Source organism: Hominisplanchenecus sp. (assembly GCF_046967715.1).
Lineage (GTDB): Bacteria > Bacillota > Clostridia > Lachnospirales > Lachnospiraceae > Hominisplanchenecus > Hominisplanchenecus faecis.
Window position 1 is genome coordinate 63,382 of sequence record NZ_JBKVNQ010000001.1, and the last position, 18,241, is coordinate 81,622.

The window sequence follows — 18,241 nt, forward strand, 5'->3', positions numbered from 1 at the left end:
GATGGATGATCAGGGGGGCAGAAATCTGCCCCCGGATCACCATTACAAAGATTACAATTTCAGAAAAAGAGATGCACTTACAGAAAGAACAGGAGTGTGGAGAAATGAGCAGAAAAACAAAAAAATGTGGTTATAGAAAACGGATTCTTGCAGGAGTTCTGTCGGCAGTTGTAGCTCTGTCATCTGTCCAGATGCCTGTTACTGCTGTCCATGCGGCAGCGTGGGATCAGAATAAATTTTCAGACAGTCTGAAGCTGCGTTTCTGGAACAATGAAAAGCCGGGAGTGCGTTTTTATATCAATGCAGCGGCAAAATATATTCTGGAAAACCAGCAGGAGCAGTCAGAAAAAACAGGAAACAGCTACCCGACTGTAGGAAGTACGTTTGGAGAATGGTCAGTATGGGATCTGCTGCGCGGCATGTATACAGGGGCAGATTATATCAACAGCATACCGGAGAATTATTTTTCTGACTATTTAAAACGTGTGGAAGCACATGTAGAAAATAAGAAAGGAAATCTGCATGCGGCAAAGTCTACCGAGTGGTCAAGACTGATCTTGCCGCTGACTGCAATGGGATATGATATCCGAAGCGTGGCAGGCTATGATTTTATTGAAAAACTATCTGATTCATTCAGTTTTTCGTATCGCCAGGGCATTAACGGTCCGATCTGGGAGATCATTTCCATGAACAGCGGCGGTTATGAATTTGACCAGACGGATCATCCAGAAACAGCAAATACCTTTGGAAAAATGCTGGATTACATTCTGAATCTGGAGATCACTGATGCAAACGGAATCAAAGGCGGCTGGGCATTGTCAGGAAATGTACCGGATGCCGATATCACTGGCATGACACTGACAGCATTTGCACCATATTATCTGAGTCAGGAAAAATATGAGCAAACAGATGCAACCTATAGTTATGATGAGTTTGCAAGTGCGGTAGAACGCGGTATTCTCGTGCTGGCAAATATGCAGAAGCCGAACGGCGGTTTTGAGAGCTGGGGAACGGTCAACAGCGAATCGACCGTATGGGCGATGATGCCGCTTCTGGAAATGGGGATCGATCCGAAATCAGATAAGGTAACGTTGCCGCATATCGGAAAAACATGCAGCTTTGTCAAAGAAGGAGCGACACGGGACGGCGTTTACACCGACAATATGGTAGATGCACTTCTGACCTTCTGGGCAGCCGGAAGCGGAAGCAGTGCGTCGATCGGCGGATTTAAACATGTAACGGCAGGCTACGACGGAGGTGGCGGTTCCGGCACAACGGTCAATCCGATGGCAACCGACCAGGCACTTTACGGACTGATCGCATACGACCGTTTTGCACACAAACAGAATTCCCTTTTTGATATGCAGGATCAGCTGGACGGTAGTTATCTGAATGCCACGGCAGATACTTATACGATCACCTATGACGGTCAGAAAGAGGGCGAGACCTTCACAACAGAAGCTTCCCCTTATGCAGAAGTACTCTTATCCGAAGGAAAAGTAACCGATGAACAGGAAGCATTTTTGACGGAGTGGAATACCAAACCGGACGGAAGTGGGATCAGCTATTATCCGGGAGAGCTCCTTTCCATGCCGGAGCAGGATATCACGCTTTACGCACAGTACGGACAGCCAAGTTATGCACTGAAATTTGAATTAAACGGTGGTACTCTTTCCGATGACATCATTCTTCCGGACACCTACAGTCCGAAAGACCAGATCACACTGCCGACCGCAGATGAGATCACAAAAGCAGGATGTAAATTTGACGGATGGTACACCAATGCGGAATTTACCGGAAGCAAAGTGACCGAAATACCGGCACACAGTTATGGCGATAAGACTTTTTATGCAAAATGGACGGTAAATACTGAAAAAGCAAATCAGTTTTATGCGATCGTGAATCGTCTGTCCGGCCATGCGACAGCCATTTCTGATAAAGAAGACATTGAAAAGGCGAGAGAATTGTATGATTCAATGCTGGATATCGAGCGGGAGCGGATCACGGCAAGTACTTACCATACTTTCCTGAAGAAGGAAAAAGAACTGAAGGAACTGCTTGCAAGCATGGATCAGGCAGAACAGGTCAGTGCGATGATCAAAGCACTGGATAAAGAACTGACGCTTGCAGATGAGCAGCCGGTAGTGCGTGCAAGAAATGCCTACGATGCACTGACAGAAACAGAAAAAGCGATGGTAGAAAATCTGGATATTCTGACGAAAGCAGAAGAAAAGATCTCACAGATGAAGGAGAACAAAGAAAAGGCAGATGCCGTGATTCGTCAGATCGAAGCAATCGGAGATGTGAACTTAGATTCCAGAGAGGAGATCACAGCGGCAAGAGAAGCATTCCAGGCACTGACAGAGAGCCAGCAGGCACTTGTTCCGGAGCGTGTGAGAAAACTTCTGGAGAATGCAGAAAAGAAGATCACAGAGCTTTTGGAGAAGAAAGACAGGATCGATGCATTTTCAAGCTGCGTTAAGCGGATCCCGGAAAAAGTGTCACTTACAGATGACAGTCTTTCACTTCTTATGAATGCCCATGCCGCATGGCTGAAATTGAACGATGAAGAAAGAGCACAGGTAGATGGAAAGCTGATCGAACAGATCAAAGAAAAAGAAAAAGAACTGCAGGAGCTTGCACAGGCAGAGGCAACGGATGAGGATTATACGGCAGTCAAAGAGATGGAAGAGCGGATTGCTGCGGCAAGCGGTGAGGTGAAACTTGAGGATGAAGAGACCCTGAAAAAGATCCGAAGTGATTTTGATGCGATGACAAAGATCCGGCAGGCGATGGTTGTCAATTATTATTCTCTCGTTGCACAGGAAATGGATCTGGAGAAGCTGAAAAAAGATACCGCCATCGCAGAAGCCATCAGCGAGCGAATTGCAGCACTTGGCGAGATCACCTTTGAAAGTGAAGAGAGGCTGACGGCACTGCGAAAAGATTACACTGCACTGACAACCGCACAGAAAAATCTGGTCAGAAATTATGAGCTGCTTGCACAGGCAGAAAATAAACTGGCAGATCTCAAATACAACAGAAGCCAGGCAGAGTCAGCTGTTGAAAAAATAAATGCCATAGGAGAAGTGACCCTGAACAGTCGTGAAGCTATCGCAAAAGCAAGGGCGGCGTACGATGCACTTCTGGAAGATCAGAAACAGTATGTCAGCGAAGAAATCTTAAAAATATTGACCGATGCGGAGGCAGAATATGCGAGACTGGAGTCCCTTGTTCTGAAAAACATCACGCTGGATAAAACAGAAGTCAACATGAAAAAAGGAGAACGGGTGACACTTCATGTGACTTACGATCCGGAAGATACGATCAGTGACAAAACCATCATCTGGAATGTGGCAGATCCTTCCGTGGCAACCGTGGAAAACGGCACAGTGACAGCCATCGGCGGCGGAGAAACGGCGGTGTCCGCCCATGTTGGAATGCTGACAGCGACCTGTACCTTAAAAGTGGAAGTTCCGCTGGAGAAACTTACATTTACAGAAAACAGCGTGACGCTGAAAAAGGGCGAGAGTCATATGTTAAAAGTACAGCTCCTCCCGGAAGATTTGAATGTAGCGGTCAGCATCCGTTATCGCAGTGCTAATCCACAGGTGGCATCTGTGGATGCAGACGGACAGGTCCGTGCACTTGCATCCGGAGAGACCCTGATCACAGCGTACTGCGTGGAGCAGCCTCAGATCCTGGCACAGATCAAAGTGACAGTTAAAGAAACACAGCAGGTACAGCCGAAACCGACTGATCCAAACCAGAATATCACCGTTTCCGTACCAAAAGTTTCCTTTATTTCCCTGAAGGCATCCAGGAGCAAAAAAGCAGTGCTGAAGTGGAAGAAGATCAAAGGCGTGTCCGGATATGAGATTTTCTACGCAATCGGAAAGAAGAAAAACTGGAAGCGGGCGAAGACGATCAAAAAGGCGAACACCACAAAACTGACCTGGAAGAAACTGAAATCCAGGAAAAAATATTACTTTAAGATCCAGGCCTATAAGATCGTCGGAGGAAAGAAATACAGCGGAAAATACAGCAAAATTCGTTCTGTAAAAGTAAAATAAGCGGTGACTGATCCGGAACATCACAATTACAGTGAAAAATGGATCAGAATATTTTACAGTTTCAGAATAACAGGAGGAGCATATGAAAGAGCTTTTTCAAAAAATGATGAAAAAGTTGCGGAAACATTCAGAAGCAGCAGGTGCCATTGCGGCACTGCTGCTTATTGTGCTGTTTTCGGGAGTGATGATCCTGGGAATCCGTACGCAGAGAGAAAGTGTGCCGGAAAATCCGATCGATGGTATGGAGAAAAGCTCGATGGTCATGTTGACCGGCACGAAAGAAGTGCTGGCAGAGCAGACAAAAGAGAATGGAAGCAGCCGGCAGCAGATGCAGAATCAGCAGTCAGAAAATCAGGATATGCCGGAGACGGAGAGCGAATCGTCAAAAGAAAGCGGAGCTGACAGCCAGGGCACAGAAAGCACAGGGAGCGGAAGTAAAAACGAAAACGGCAGTTCAACAGAGGCAAACAGAGATGCTTCCGGAAACAATTCCGGCAATAGCAGCGGGACTGCATCAGGAACAAACGGAGGCAATTACGGAGACGGAACAGGCGGCGAAAAGAGGGATGGAGACGATAAAAACAACAAAAAGCCGAATAAGAATCACTCCGGAAATAAAAACAAAGACAAAAACGGCAAAAAAGACAGGCAGTATTTCCGGACAACGATTGAAAACGGCGGGACGGTCACAAAAGCAGATTACAGTTATCAGATTGAACAGCTGACGGATCTGAAAGTACTGAAAACAGAAAACACCTTAAACGACGGCAAAGTGACCACTTATCGGGGAAGTCTGAAACTGGCACACGGCGAAAATAAGATTCTGGTGGCAGTCACTTATCAGCAGAAAGACGGTACCAAATTTACTGTTTCCAAAGAATATACCATCTATTACGACGAAGAAAAACTGCTGATCCAGACAAATCTGTCCGATCAGACGGTAAAAAGCGATCACATTTCCTTCCGTGCCTGGGCACAGCTTGGCAAAGAGACGTTTGCACTGACGGCAACGCTAAACGGTACACCGATCAGTGCCGATGAAAACTGGGATTATAAAGACGTTCCTTTGCAGGAGGGCGAAAATCAGATCGTTCTGGATGCAGAAAAAGACGGAAAGAGCGAACAGCAGGTTTATACCATAACTTATGAACGACCGCAGAACCAGAATATCCGCTTTGACACCGATCTGGAGGACAAAGAAGTATATAAAAAGAAATACCGGTTCTATGCACAGGCCTTTATGGGCAGTGACAAAGTCGAAGATCTGACCGCCTGGCTGAACGGAACGCAGCTTTCACCGACAGATGGTGACAACTATGAAGTGCTGCTGGAAGAGGGTGAAAACCAGATCACGCTGTATGCAGAAAAAAACGGAAGCAGTGAAGAGATTACCTATACCGTAACCTATGTCAAACAGAACAGCGGAGACGGAGACGGCGAAGGCAATGTGGAGGCACCAAGAGTTACCTGTACGCTTGGTGATTCCGGAAACAGTCTTGAGACGCAGCGAAAGAGCTTAAGTTTCCAGGTACAGGCAACCGATTATCATGGAAACGGGCTTGGTGCAGACAACATCCGCATTTCCTGTTTCGGTGACAGCGGAGACAATATTACCGGTCTGATCTGGGAGAACAGTGGCGATGTCAGTTACCATACGGAATTGTCCCAAGGCTATAATACCATGGTGATCACCGTCACCGATGCAGAGGACAACACAACGGAACTGACTTACAGCATTTTCTGTACGGCGGCAGAGAGCGGGGAGCGGATCGGAACGGTCCACATCAGCGTGGAAGCAACGACCGTAGGAAGCGGTATTCTGCTGTCACAGGATGTAGATATTTATGAGGGAGAGACTGCGGCGGAGACGGTAGTACGCATGCTGCAGAATAATGGCTATTCTGTTGACTATACCGGAAACTATGAGACCGGTTTTTATCTGGCAAGGATTAATTCCGAGAGCAATTTTGTCACCGGAAATATTCCGGAGGATTTAAGGACCAAACTGGAAGAACACGGCTTTGAAATCTATGATTTTACACCGAACAGCCTCGGAGATTATGATTTTACAAAAGGAAGCGGCTGGATGTATCAGGTAAACGGCGTTTACCCGAACTATGGCTTAAGCGATTACTGTTTCCAGAACGGCGATACACTGCGGCTGCGTTTCACGCTGGCATACGGAGCTGATATCGGGCAGGACATGACCGGCGGTTCAGATAACTGGGGGTATGAATGGTAATGAAAAAGGGAAATGATCAAAAACAAAATGCAGAAAAAAGAAAAAACAGAATGACAGCCCTGCTCATGGCACTGATCCTGTGCGTTGGGATGGTTTCCGGCACAAACAAGGAAGTACGGGCACAGTCTGCATCCCAAAACAGTGAGACGCAAACAGCTTCTGAATCAGACGTTACGACAGAAAATACAGCAAATATAGCAGAAAATACAACAAAAAGTGCAGTAACTGTCACACATTACGAATACACGACAGAAGAAGTAAAAGAAAGCATCCAGGGTATTTTTGAGTGGGCCAAGAGCCTCACAAATGCTGACGAGCTGATCGATAAGACCTTTCTGGAAGGGGCGGATACTTCGCTCAATGACTGGTTTGCCTTTGCAGCAGCGAGAAGCGGATACAAGGAAGACTATAAAAGCTATCGAAAAGCGATGGAAACAGCGATCGCCAAAAAATATGGCACAAAAAAAGAAAAACTCGGAAAAGCGACCGAATATCAGAGAGCGGCACTGGTGATCGCGGCTCTTGGCGGTGATCCACAGGCAGTAAGTGACATGGCAGGAGAGAAGACCATCAATCTGATCGCAGACGGAACGTATAACCGCGGAAAGACAGAACCGCTCGATACGCAGGGAACAAATGCACTGATCTGGGCACTGATCGCACTGGATTCCGGGGATTATGAAGTGCCGGAAGATGCATACCAGAGCCGGGAAGAGATCCTGGCAGAACTTTTAAAAGCACAGGAGAGTGACGGCGGATTTTCCCTCTCAGCGGGTTCCGGGCAGACAGATGTAGATATCACTGCCATGGCACTGACTGCCCTGGCACCATATTACGAAGAAAACAGCGAGGCGAAAGCGGCAGCAGATCTTGCACTGTCCTGGATCTCCGAACATCAGGAAAGTGACGGAGGATTCTGTTCTTCCATGGATACCGGCACAGAAAGCTCTGAGAGTTGTGCACAGGTTCTGACGGCTCTTTGCAGTCTAGGCATCGATCCGCAGAGCGACAGTCGTTTTATCAAAAACGGAAATACCGTGCTTGATAATCTGATGAGCTTTCGTCAGGAAGATGGCGGATTTGTCCATGCTTATGTTTATGATGCATCCAATCCGGCATCCATACCGGATGAATCCGATTTCCTGGCAGGAGGCCAGGCGGCATACGCACTGACCGCATTCTGCCGCTACAAAAACAATATGAAAAATTTATTTAACTTGCGTCCGGAAAAAGCATCCCTGCTTTCGAAAAATGGCAGTGCCATGCCGGTCATGGTCATCGCAGTGGTGATTGCAGTGATCGCAGTGGCAGTGGTACTGATGTTAAAAAGAAGAAACAAAAAAGAATGATCCGGCACAGGAGAAGCATGGGATGCCATGACAGCAAAAACAGGATTCAGGTGTGCAAAAATACGGTTGGAAAGAAAATTTTAACGGATTTTGCAGAAAGTAAACAGTATAAATATAACAGGACAGTTATGAGAAAGAGAGGGCATATGAGAAAAACAGAAGCAATGATAAACGAGATTGAAAAAGTAATCATTGGAAAAAGAGAAGTGATCGAACAGGTGCTGATGACAATCCTGGCGAAAGGCCATGTGCTTCTGGAAGATATTCCGGGAGTCGGAAAGACAACGCTGGCACTGAGCTTTGCAAAAGTCATGGGCGTGGACTATCATCGAATTCAGTTTACGCCGGATGTTACCCCTTCCGATGTGGTCGGATTCTCCCTGTACGACAGGCAGAGTGGAGAGTTTCAGTACAAACCGGGGGTAGTCATGTGCAACATGCTTCTGGCAGATGAGATCAACCGTACTTCCAGCAAGACACAGGCAGCCCTGCTTGAAGTAATGGAAGAAGGAAATGCCACGGTAGATGGAAAAACCTATGAAATCCCGAAGCCATTCACTGTGATTGCCACACAGAATCCGTTCGGTTCTGCCGGAACACAGATGCTCCCGCAGTCTCAGATGGATCGTTTTATGGTCAAACTCTCCATGGGTTATCCGGACTTTGAAAGCCAGATCAATATCCTGCGGGATCGTCAGACGGAGCAGCCGCTGGATTTGCTTCAGATGATCTCATCTCGAGAAGAAGTACAGCAGCTTCAGCAGGAAGTAAAAGAGGTAGAAGTGGCAGATGATATCCTCAGATACATCACACTGCTTGTAGAAGCGACCAGACAGAACGACAAGATCCAGCTCGGCGTCAGCCCGCGAGGAGCACTGGCCCTCAACAACATGGCAAAAGCATCCGCTTACATAAACGGGCGTGATTATGTGATCCCGGATGATGTCCTTCGCGTATTTGCAAAGGTATGTGCACACCGCGTGATCCTGCATCCGCGTGCCAAAGTTGCGGGTATCCAGGCAGAGGAGATCATGGAGCAGATCACACATCAGATTTCCATTCCGGAGATCAGATAGGAGGAGAACATGAAAAAATCCAGAATCCTTGCCGGCATCTGGATGCTGTTTCTGGTGCTTGCATATCTGGTAAGTGCGAGCATCACCATAGGAATTGCAGCTGTGGCAACCGTTCTGCTCTGCTTTTTCTGCTTTTTTCTTTCGATTGCCATGAAAAATAAAGTAACCTGCTATTTTGAAGTGCCGGACATGGCAGAAAAAGAACAGCAGGTTTACGGGAAACTGATCTTTGAAAACCACAGCCTGCTGCCGGCAGGACGCTTAAGGGCAGAACTTCTGTTTCAAAATCTGCTGACCGGAGAGAAAGAAATCTGCCATCTTGACAGTATGGCAGCGGGGAAAGAAAAGACAGAAACGAAATGGAGTGTTTGCAGCAACTGCTGCGGGGCCATCAGAATATCCGTGCAGAAACTTCTGGTCAGTGACATGCTGGGACTGTTTTTGACCGAGCAGAAGCTTAACATCAGCGATACCATGATCGTGCTTCCGGAAATGAAAACGGTGGAAGTACAGGTCGGGGACAGTTTTACGACCGACTGGGAAAGCATACAATATTCCGAACAGAAAAAAGGGGACGATCCGGGAGAAACCTTCGGGATCCGGGAATACCAGCCAGGTGACAGCACGAAGATGATTCACTGGAAAATCTCACAGAAACTGGGAGAACTTTATGTGAAGGAACCGGGACTTCCGGTAGAAAATGCAGTGCTTCTGTTTTTTGAGACAGCAAAACTGACCGGGGATAGCAGAACTTCAGATCAGGCAGAACTGATGGAAAAATTGATCTCCGTTTCCGAAAATCTGACGGAGAAAGGGATGCATCACAAGATCGGCTGGTACGATCAGAAAAAAGAGCAGCTTTGTATGGAAGAAATCGACTCCGCAGATAACCTTGCCCAGATCATACACGGCTTACTTTCACTGGAGAGAAAAGAAAAAACATTCACAGGCTTGCAGGAATATGCACAGAAATATCAGGAACAGCCATTTGGACATATTCTCTATTTTACCGCAGAAGATCCGGGAAATCTGGCAGATCTCTTTGCATGGCAGTGCAGTTTCCAGACCGTACGGCCAGGAGAAGATGTCGGTATCCTGCTGATTTAGGAGTGAAACATGAAGAAACACAGAAAAATTCAAAAAAAGCAAGAAACAGAACTGTACGTTCAGGTTGCAGAGAAGCCGGAAAACCAGAAAGAAAATGTCGGAGAAGCACTTGCCTGTTTCTGCATTTATGTCGGATGGTATCTTATGGTGATGCAGTTTTGCAGGGCATCTCTGGCGATGACTCTTTCTGGCAGTGTGGGAGCGATTCTGCTTGTGATGGCCGTTCTTATAAATGGACAAAAAGAAAAGAAATTCATACGGAAAAGCGTGCATGAAATTCTGGCAGCGGCAGTTCTTTGTTTTCTGATCAGCTTTACGATCCGAAAGGGCTGGATCTTTCAGGGAGCACTGATCGCCGGAAACGGGCTGCTTGAGACAATCGGGAGAAATATGCGAACCTTTGAGCCGGATTATGCACTTACGATTTCCGAACCTTTGCAGCCATTTGTTACAGCCGTTTTTTATGTAACAGCAGGCATGGTTCTGGCAGCTCTTCTGGAATTTTTAAGGGTCAGCAAAAGCTGCATCGGAACGATTCTCGTCAGCCTTATTCCGGGAGTTCTGCTTCTGATCTGGCAGAAAGAAGCTGTTCTTTTTCCGGTACTTCTGATCTATGCAGGTCTTCTCTGCCTTGTTGCCTTTCGGAAAAAAGAAAAAGGTCTGGCACAGTTACAGACAGATGTGATGCTGCTTGTGTTATTTGCGGCAGTGGCGGCAGCCGGATTTTTCATGCTTCGGGGAAAAGCTTCGAGTTTTTCGCCAGACAATCCGTTCTCGCAGAAAGTACAGAAATTTGCAGAACAGATCCGTTATGGGAAAAAGACGGTGGATTCCCTGCCGGAAGGACAGTTCCGGGGGCTTGGAAACCTGAAACTGACCGATGAAGCCGCTCTGAAAGTGACCATGGAACATCCGGATTCTCTCTATCTTCGTGGATTTGTCGGCAGTATTTACACAGAAGACGGCTGGAAACAACAGGATGCAGATGAAATTTATGATAAAAAAGATCTGTTTTACTGGCTTCACAAAGAAAACGTTTCCGGGCTTCAGCAGCTTACCGCTCTTTATCAGCTGGAAAATCCTGCAGACGATGACACCGGAAATATGACGGTCACGACCATTGGTGCGAGCCGGAAATATGCTTATGTGCCGTATGAGCTGAGTACGCTTCCGGATACGCTGGAAAATGTCCGAAGTTTTGGAGATGACCGCCTGATCCCGGAAGGATTCCGGCCGCAAAAGACGATTTCGTTTCCGGTACACAGCAATCTGATCAGAAAGTATCCGCAGATCGCATCCGCATATTATCAGGATCAGGATACGGAGGCATTTGCAGAATACAAAAAATGCGAAAACAGCTACAATGCATATGTATATGACCACTATCTGCAGGTACCGGATTCTCTGAAACAGATGCTTACAAAAGTGCTTGCTTCTGATTCGGATGAGAAAGACAGCGAAAATGTTACGTCTCATATTTCCTATGAAGAGGCAAATACCAGGATTACCGGATATTTAAATGAGAACATCACTTATACAGAAGAGATCGATCCGAAGAATACAGATGCATCCGGAGAAGATCAGAAAACAGATGCAAAGACCGGAAATTTTGTGACCGATTTTCTGATGACGGAGAAGAAAGGCTATTCCGTGCATTATGCATCGGCGGCTGTTCTGATGTACCGCTGCTTCGGAATCCCGGCACGCTATGTCGAGGGTTATCTGGTCACGCCGGAGATGGCAGAAAATGCTCAGGATGACGGAACGATCTATGTGACTGGAAAAGAGGCCCATGCATGGGTGGAAATCTATCAGGACGGCATCGGATGGATCCCGATGGAAGTGACGCCGCCGTATCTCGATAAGATGGAACGCCCGGATTTCGAGACGGTTTCCTGGCAGGGAGCACAAAATCAGGGAGCTTCTGAGCAGACGGACACAGCAGAACAGATCAAAGATGAAGAGCAGACAAAGCCGGAAACCAGGAAAGGCAGAAAACAGCTGCCGGTTCGGAAAATTCTGATCGTTGTGATCCTTTTGCTGATACTGGCACTGATCCTGTGGATCGCTTATCAGATTTTAAAATACCGCAAAAAATGGAAAGAAAAGAATCGGGCGATGTATTCGAAAGATGCCTCACAGGCGATCCGAAGCTGTTATGCACAGCTAAGGTGCTGGCTTATGTACGACGGAGTCCGGATAAAGGGAGGCTCCAGATATCAGATCTGCGAAGAATTGAGCAGAAAGTATAGCTCCGAGATGGCAGATCAGTATCGGAAAGTGACAAGACTGGCAGAAAAAGCCGCATACAGCAGCCATGCCATGGAAGAAAAACAGGCAGAAGAAGTCCGGGCATTTCTTATGAGTACCCAAAAACAGATATTAAATGGAAAGAATCTGTTTCAAAAATGGAAGATGCAGCTGAAAGTCCTCTCCTGAAACACCGGACAGGATCTCCGGCAGATCACAGGGGCACAAAAGGATAAGCAGAGCCGGTAATTGCTTGACATTTCCGGCAAATCAGCTTATCATACGAATATTGTGACCAGAAATCGGTGCCGTCCGGCATCCATAAAAGGGGTATCATGATCAGCCAAATGGACTGCTGAATGATACAGAAACAGGAAAGGATAACGTATGTCTTATATTATTGTATTTTTCATATCAATGGTTCCGCTGATCGAACTTCGAGGAGCGATTCCATATGCCATAGCCCAGGGATTGCCGTATGTGCCGTCCTACATCATAGCAATCCTCGGAAATATGCTTCCGGTGCCGTTTATTTATCTGTTTGCCAGAAAAGTACTGCTCTGGGGAGCCGACAAACCGGTGATCGGAAAGTTCTTCACCTACTGTATCGAGAAAGGTGAAAAAGGCGGAAAGAAACTTCAGGCGACCGCAGGAAAAGGCCTGTTTGTAGCACTGCTGCTGTTCGTAGGTATTCCGCTTCCAGGAACCGGAGCATGGACAGGGACACTTGCGGCAAGCTTTTTGGATATGGATTTTAAGTCCAGTATCATCGCAGTCATGCTCGGCGTTATGCTCGCCGGCATCATCATGGGACTTGCATCCGCAGGACTGCTCGGGGCAGTCAGTGCATTGTTTGCAGTGTAAGGTTTTTTATGGTTGACCTTATTTTCAGATAATGGTATGCTAAGAGATAAGGGAAACAGATAGTTTCCTTTCAATAAAGCGTGGTATCTGATACCGGGAAAGGAGAATTGTTATGGTAAAGAGAAATATCGTACTTGGCAATGTAGCAAATGTTCAGGAGTTCAATAGAATCTGCGGACATATGGATTTTGATGTGGATCTGGCACAGGGCAAATACCTGGTAGATGCAAAATCCATCATGGGCATTTTCAGTCTGGACATGGAAAAACCATTAGAGCTGTGTGCAAATACAAACGATGAAGCTTTGATTGACGAAAAGTTCAAAGCTTTTATCCAGTAATTGCAGATGTTAAAAAAAGTAATACAAAGATATGCAGTCGCTTTTGGCATGGCAGCAGCCATGTTCGCCGCAGGAGCCGGGGGGATACAGAGAGCAAATGCGGCAGAGATTGCAGATCAGGCAGGAAGTGTACAGGAGTCTGAGACCGTGCGGCAAAGTGAAACGCCGCAGGAGTCCGAGATGCAGAGGCAGCCTGAGACTACACAGCAGTCCGAAACGACCGGCCAAAGTGAGACACTTCCTCTGAAAAATGTTAAAAAAGCACCGAAGCTTTCCGGAAAATGGGTAAAACAGCACGGAAAGGTTCGGTTTCTTTTACAGGATAAGACTTATGCAACAAAGACCTGGGCAAACATAAAAGGCAGATATTATTATTTTGATAAAAATGGTTTCCGCCGCCAGGGGCTGTTCCGCTATCGCAATGGAAAGACGTACTATCTTGGCAAAAAGGGAGCGATGGTCACCGGATGGCAGAAGATCAGAAAGCACTGGTACTATTTCGGCAAAAACGGTTCCATGAAGAAAGCGTCCTGGATCAGGACAAAGACCGGTTATGCCTATGTAGATGCAAAAGGAAAGCGAGTGGTAAGCAGCTGGGTCAAAGTAAAAGGCAAAAAGTACTATATCGATGAAAAAGGCGTCAAAGTGACAAAGAGCCGTTACATTGGCAACAAAGCTTATTATTTTGACAAAAAAGGTGTTTATCATAAGGACAAAAAGATCAAAGAGCGGCTGATCAACCCGAAAGGAAAGATGGTGGCACTGACGTTTGACGATGGTCCGGGACCTTATACCGACCGTCTGTTAAAATGTCTGAAGAACAACCGGGCAGCAGCGACTTTCTTCCTGGTTGGGACGAGTATCGCAAATTATCCGGATACGATACAGCAGATGGCGAAGCAGGGATGCGAGATCGGAAATCACACCTGGGATCATGCAAGCCTTTCATCTTTAAACGGCAGTTCCATACAGAGTGAGATCAAAAGCACAAATGCTCAGATCCGTGCACTCACCGGCCACAATGCGACGCTGGTGCGTCCGCCGTATGGAGCCTACAACAGCAATGTGCAGATCAATGCGGGAGCACCGCTGATCCTGTGGAGCATTGATACCCTGGACTGGAAGACAAGAAACGCCAGGAATACGATAAATGTGGTTATGAATGAAGTGAAAGACGGTTCGATCATCCTGATGCACGATATCCACAGCCCGTCTGTGGATGCAGCAGAAGTGCTGATCCCGAAACTGATCGCATCCGGTTATCAGTTAGTTACGGTCAGTGAACTGGCAAAATACCGCAGTGTGGCTATGTACAGCGGAGGCGTGTACAATGCCTTTTACCGCTGAGTGGATTTTACGGATCCAAGTAGCAAAGCGGATTGCGAATATCCGCTTGATATGAAATAAAGCTGGAGTATAATCGAAAGATATACCCCAGCTTTTCGTTACTTTGTGATGTGAGATTTATGATGCCTGCGGATTGTTCCGTGCGTCGCATTCCCACAATCCCTGGCATCATATCTATTCTGCTTCGTGTTTTGCGACAGCGGCTTCTACGAATCCACGGAACAGCGGATGCGGACGGTTCGGGCGGGACTTCAGTTCCGGATGAGCCTGTGTTCCGATGAAGAACGGGTGATCCGGAAGTTCTACCATTTCCACGATACGTCCATCCGGAGAAATACCGGAGAGCATCATGCCGTTTTCTGTGAGCACTTTGCGGTAATCGTTGTTAAATTCATAACGATGACGATGACGTTCATGAATCGTTTCTTCACCGTAAAGCTTATAAGCCAGGGAAGATTTATCCAGTACACAAGGATAAGAACCAAGTCTTAAGGTACCGCCGATATCCTCGATGCCGTCCTGCTCCGGCAGAAGTGCAATGACCGGATGGGTAGTATTAGGATCCAGTTCGATGCTGTGTGCGTCATTGTAGCCAACCACATGGCGGGCGAATTCAACAACCGATAACTGCATGCCAAGGCAGAGCCCAAGGAATGGGATCTTGCGGATACGGGCAAATTCGATTGCTGTGATCTTGCCTTCGATGCCACGGTCACCGAAACCGCCAGGTACCAGGATGCCATCCATATCACCGAGTACTTCTTCGACGTTACTGTTGTTGAGCAGTTCGGAATCCACCCACTTGATATTTACAGTCGCATGCTGTGCGATACCGCCGTGTTTCAGGGCCTCCACAACACTGATGTAAGCATCGTGCAGCTGGATATATTTGCCTACCAGAGCGATATTTACTTCTTTTGTCGGATGACGCAGAGCATTTACCATAGCTTTCCAGTCTTCCAGATCCGGCTCCGGGCAGTCAAGCTTCAGGCAGTCGCAGACAACCTGTGCCAGATGTTCTTTTTCCATGGCAAGCGGTGCTTCGTAGAGATATTCCACATCAAGATTCTGCAGAACATGGTCACTTGGCACGTTACAGAACAGTGCGATCTTGTCCTTGATGCCATTGTCAAGCGGCAGCTCGGAACGGCACACGATCACATCCGGCTGAATTCCCATACCCTGGAGCTCCTTTACGCTGGCCTGTGTCGGCTTGGTTTTCATTTCACCTGAGGCACGCAGGTAAGGGATCAGAGTAACGTGGATCAGGATCGCATTTTCATGTCCGACATCGTGCTGGAACTGACGGATGGATTCCAGGAACGGCTGACTTTCGATATCGCCGACCGTACCGCCAACTTCAATGATCGCAATGCTGGTTTCGTCTGATGTAAAATCGCGATGGAAACGGCTCTTGATCTCATTGGTGATATGAGGGATGACCTGTACCGTTCCACCGCCGAAATCTCCGCGGCGTTCTTTCTGCAGAACGGACCAGTAAATCTTACCGGTTGTGACATTGGAATTTTTCGTCAGACTTTCGTCGATAAAACGCTCATAATGTCCAAGGTCCAGGTCTGTCTCAGCACCGTCGTCGGTTACAAATACCTCACCATGCTGGATCGGATTCATCGTTCCCGGGTCGATATTGATATAAGGATCGAATTTCTGCATCGTTACTTTGTAGCCACGTGCTTTCAGAAGTCGTCCGAGGGATGCGGCTGTGATACCCTTTCCCAGTCCGGAAACAACACCTCCTGTTACAAATACATATTTTACTGACATAATTTCCTCCGTTCTGTGCACAAAACACGCATTTTTTTTGACTAGATATTAAGTTCCTAAAAAAAATACGGAAAAGATTATACACTATGCAAAGAAAAAAATCCAGTAAATCATACTGGATTTTTCAAAAAAGTGCAAAGAAATTTTAGTGATAGTTTTTGTTGTTCTCATATTTTGCTTCCATCGTGAACTGGATACCGAGCTGTTTCAGCTTTTTGATATCCACCGGGGAGAGCATAACAGAAGTATGTGCCTGGCATTCGGCAAGTTTCGGCAGCTGTTTCATAGCCAGAGCAGCATCTTCATGAGTGGCGGCACTGATGGACAGGGCGATCAGGACCTCATCGGTATGCAGTCTCGGATTGCGGCTTCCGAGGTAAGCAGTTTTCAGACGCTGGATCGGCTCCAGAGATTCCGGTGCAATGATATTTTTCTCGTGGTCAATGCCGGCAAGCTCTTTTAAGGCATTTAACAGAACCGCAGAAGCGGCACCGAGCAGGTCAGAAGTCTTTCCGGTGATGATCCTGCCGTCCGGCAGTTCTATAGCAGCAGCCGGAGCACCGGTCAGTTCTGCGACACGTCTTGCAGCCGGAACAACCTTGCGGTCGGTTGCAGTAACGCCGGCCTGGTTCATGATCAGCTCGATCTTATAAACTTCCTCTTCCTGATTGCGTCCGGTCAGAAGTCCGTTCAGTGCGTTGAAGTAGCGGCGGATGATCTCCTGGCGGGAAGCTTCCTGGCAGAGTGCATCATCGCAGATGCAGTTCCCGGCCATGTTGACGCCCATGTCAGTCGGAGACTGATAAGGGCTTTCGCCGTAGATCTTTTCAAACATTGCTTTTAAAACCGGGAAGATTTCCACATCGCGGTTGTAGTTTACCGTGGTAAATCCATAAGCTTCCAGATGGAACGGATCGATCATGTTGACATCGTTCAGGTCAGCCGTTGCTGCTTCATATGCCAGGTTGATCGGATGTTTCAGCGGAATGTTCCAGATCGGGAAAGTCTCGAATTTCGCATATCCGGCACGGATACCTCTGCGATGCTCCTGATAAAGCTGAGATAAGCAGGTAGCCATCTTTCCGCTTCCAGGACCAGGGGCAGTGATCACGACCAGAGGGCGGGAAGTTTCGATGTAGTCATTTTTACCGAATCCCTCATCACTTACGATATGAGAAACATTATTCGGATAACCCGGAATCATATAGAGGGTGTAAACATTGATGCCGAGTTTGATCAGACGTTGTTTAAACAGGTCTGCACTGGTCTGTCCGGAGTATTTTGTGATAACGACACTTCCGACAAAAAGTCCACGTTCTTCGAAAGAGTCGATCAGACGCAGTACATCGGTATCGTAAGTGATGCCGAGGTCGCCGCGGATTTTATTTTTTTCAATATCCACCGCACTGATGACGATGACGATCTCTGCGTGCTCGGACAGCTGCATCAGAAGCTGAAGCTTGGAATCCGGCTCAAATCCCGGCAGTACACGGGAAGCGTGGTAGTCATCAAATAACTTTCCGCCAAATTCCAGATAAAGTTTGTCTCCGAATTTGTCAATACGCTCGCGGATACAGCGAGACTGTGTAGCAAGATATTTTTCGTTGTCAAATCCTTTTTTCATATGATTAAGAACCTTTCCTAAAAATTCAAGTCGGATGCACGCAAGAACCGGCGTGCATTTCCTTGTTACAAAGTAACTCTTGCACTAGTATACAATAAATCATACCCGTTCGGCTACCGTTTTTTTAGAAAAGATTCATAATTGTGAGCTTTTTTTCACAATCTATATATTGATTTCTTCTGAA

The 18,241-nt window shown here is 47.0% G+C and carries 11 protein-coding genes; 9 read left to right on the forward strand and 2 right to left on the reverse strand.

Annotation, left to right across the window (positions count from 1 at the left end; genetic code table 11):
- The first annotated feature begins 104 nt into the window (after positions 1-104).
- The 9 genes from ACLTL4_RS00195 (at position 105) to ACLTL4_RS00235 (ending at position 14,648) form a co-directional block, all read left to right on the forward strand.
- Positions 105-4,073, forward strand: a complete 3,969-nt coding sequence (locus ACLTL4_RS00195) for an InlB B-repeat-containing protein (protein ID WP_412320132.1) — start codon at positions 105-107, stop codon at positions 4,071-4,073.
- An 82-nt stretch (positions 4,074-4,155) separates the two neighbouring features.
- Complete coding sequence (locus ACLTL4_RS00200) at positions 4,156-6,315, forward strand: DUF4430 domain-containing protein (protein ID WP_412290303.1); 2,160 nt, start codon at positions 4,156-4,158, stop codon at positions 6,313-6,315.
- Positions 6,309-7,664, forward strand: coding sequence for a prenyltransferase/squalene oxidase repeat-containing protein (locus ACLTL4_RS00205; protein WP_412290302.1), 1,356 nt, complete (start codon positions 6,309-6,311; stop codon positions 7,662-7,664). The genes ACLTL4_RS00200 and ACLTL4_RS00205 overlap by 7 nt, the downstream gene beginning before the upstream one ends.
- A 146-nt stretch (positions 7,665-7,810) precedes the next feature.
- Complete coding sequence (locus tag ACLTL4_RS00210) at positions 7,811-8,740, forward strand: AAA family ATPase (protein WP_412290300.1); 930 nt, start codon at positions 7,811-7,813, stop codon at positions 8,738-8,740.
- A gap of 9 nt (positions 8,741-8,749) precedes the next feature.
- Complete coding sequence (locus ACLTL4_RS00215; RefSeq protein WP_173895253.1) at positions 8,750-9,847, forward strand: DUF58 domain-containing protein; 1,098 nt, start codon at positions 8,750-8,752, stop codon at positions 9,845-9,847.
- Between the two features lie 9 nt (positions 9,848-9,856).
- A complete protein-coding gene (locus ACLTL4_RS00220; RefSeq protein ID WP_412290298.1) occupies positions 9,857-12,286 on the forward strand; it encodes a transglutaminase-like domain-containing protein in 2,430 nt (809 codons plus the stop codon).
- A 198-nt stretch (positions 12,287-12,484) separates the two neighbouring features.
- Positions 12,485-12,961: a COG2426 family protein gene (locus ACLTL4_RS00225; RefSeq protein WP_022119537.1), complete on the forward strand. Its 477-nt coding sequence runs from the start codon at positions 12,485-12,487 to the stop codon at positions 12,959-12,961.
- A 112-nt stretch (positions 12,962-13,073) separates the two neighbouring features.
- The gene (locus tag ACLTL4_RS00230) at positions 13,074-13,301 is read left to right on the forward strand and encodes an HPr family phosphocarrier protein (RefSeq protein WP_147631926.1); all 228 of its coding nucleotides are present in this window, start codon (positions 13,074-13,076) and stop codon (positions 13,299-13,301) included.
- Positions 13,302-13,307: 6 nt separating this feature from the next.
- The gene (locus ACLTL4_RS00235; RefSeq protein WP_412290296.1) at positions 13,308-14,648 is read left to right on the forward strand and encodes a polysaccharide deacetylase family protein; all 1,341 of its coding nucleotides are present in this window, start codon (positions 13,308-13,310) and stop codon (positions 14,646-14,648) included.
- Between the two features lie 174 nt (positions 14,649-14,822).
- Here the strand turns inward: ACLTL4_RS00235 and ACLTL4_RS00240 are convergent, their stop codons facing one another.
- On the reverse strand, positions 14,823-16,433 hold the full coding sequence (locus tag ACLTL4_RS00240) for a CTP synthase (protein WP_022119540.1): 1,611 nt from the start codon (positions 16,431-16,433) through the stop codon (positions 14,823-14,825).
- 145 nt (positions 16,434-16,578) lie between these two features.
- Positions 16,579-18,057 carry a DUF1846 domain-containing protein gene (locus tag ACLTL4_RS00245; protein ID WP_412290294.1) on the reverse strand — a complete coding sequence of 493 codons (1,479 nt, stop codon included), beginning with the start codon at positions 18,055-18,057 and terminating at the stop codon, positions 16,579-16,581.
- Positions 18,058-18,241 lie beyond the last annotated feature (184 nt).

Coding starts and splice junctions, on each gene's coding strand:
- ACLTL4_RS00200 (WP_412290303.1), top strand. CDS start 4,156: ATGAAAGAGCTTTTTCAAAAAATGATGAAAAAGTTGCGGAAACATTCA.
- ACLTL4_RS00215 (WP_173895253.1), top strand. CDS start 8,750: ATGAAAAAATCCAGAATCCTTGCCGGCATCTGGATGCTGTTTCTGGTG.
- ACLTL4_RS00240 (WP_022119540.1), bottom strand. CDS start 16,433: ATGTCAGTAAAATATGTATTTGTAACAGGAGGTGTTGTTTCCGGACTG.
- ACLTL4_RS00225 (WP_022119537.1), top strand. CDS start 12,485: ATGTCTTATATTATTGTATTTTTCATATCAATGGTTCCGCTGATCGAA.
- ACLTL4_RS00220 (WP_412290298.1), top strand. CDS start 9,857: ATGAAGAAACACAGAAAAATTCAAAAAAAGCAAGAAACAGAACTGTAC.
- ACLTL4_RS00195 (WP_412320132.1), top strand. CDS start 105: ATGAGCAGAAAAACAAAAAAATGTGGTTATAGAAAACGGATTCTTGCA.
- ACLTL4_RS00230 (WP_147631926.1), top strand. CDS start 13,074: ATGGTAAAGAGAAATATCGTACTTGGCAATGTAGCAAATGTTCAGGAG.
- ACLTL4_RS00235 (WP_412290296.1), top strand. CDS start 13,308: ATGTTAAAAAAAGTAATACAAAGATATGCAGTCGCTTTTGGCATGGCA.
- ACLTL4_RS00245 (WP_412290294.1), bottom strand. CDS start 18,057: ATGAAAAAAGGATTTGACAACGAAAAATATCTTGCTACACAGTCTCGC.
- ACLTL4_RS00205 (WP_412290302.1), top strand. CDS start 6,309: ATGGTAATGAAAAAGGGAAATGATCAAAAACAAAATGCAGAAAAAAGA.
- ACLTL4_RS00210 (WP_412290300.1), top strand. CDS start 7,811: ATGAGAAAAACAGAAGCAATGATAAACGAGATTGAAAAAGTAATCATT.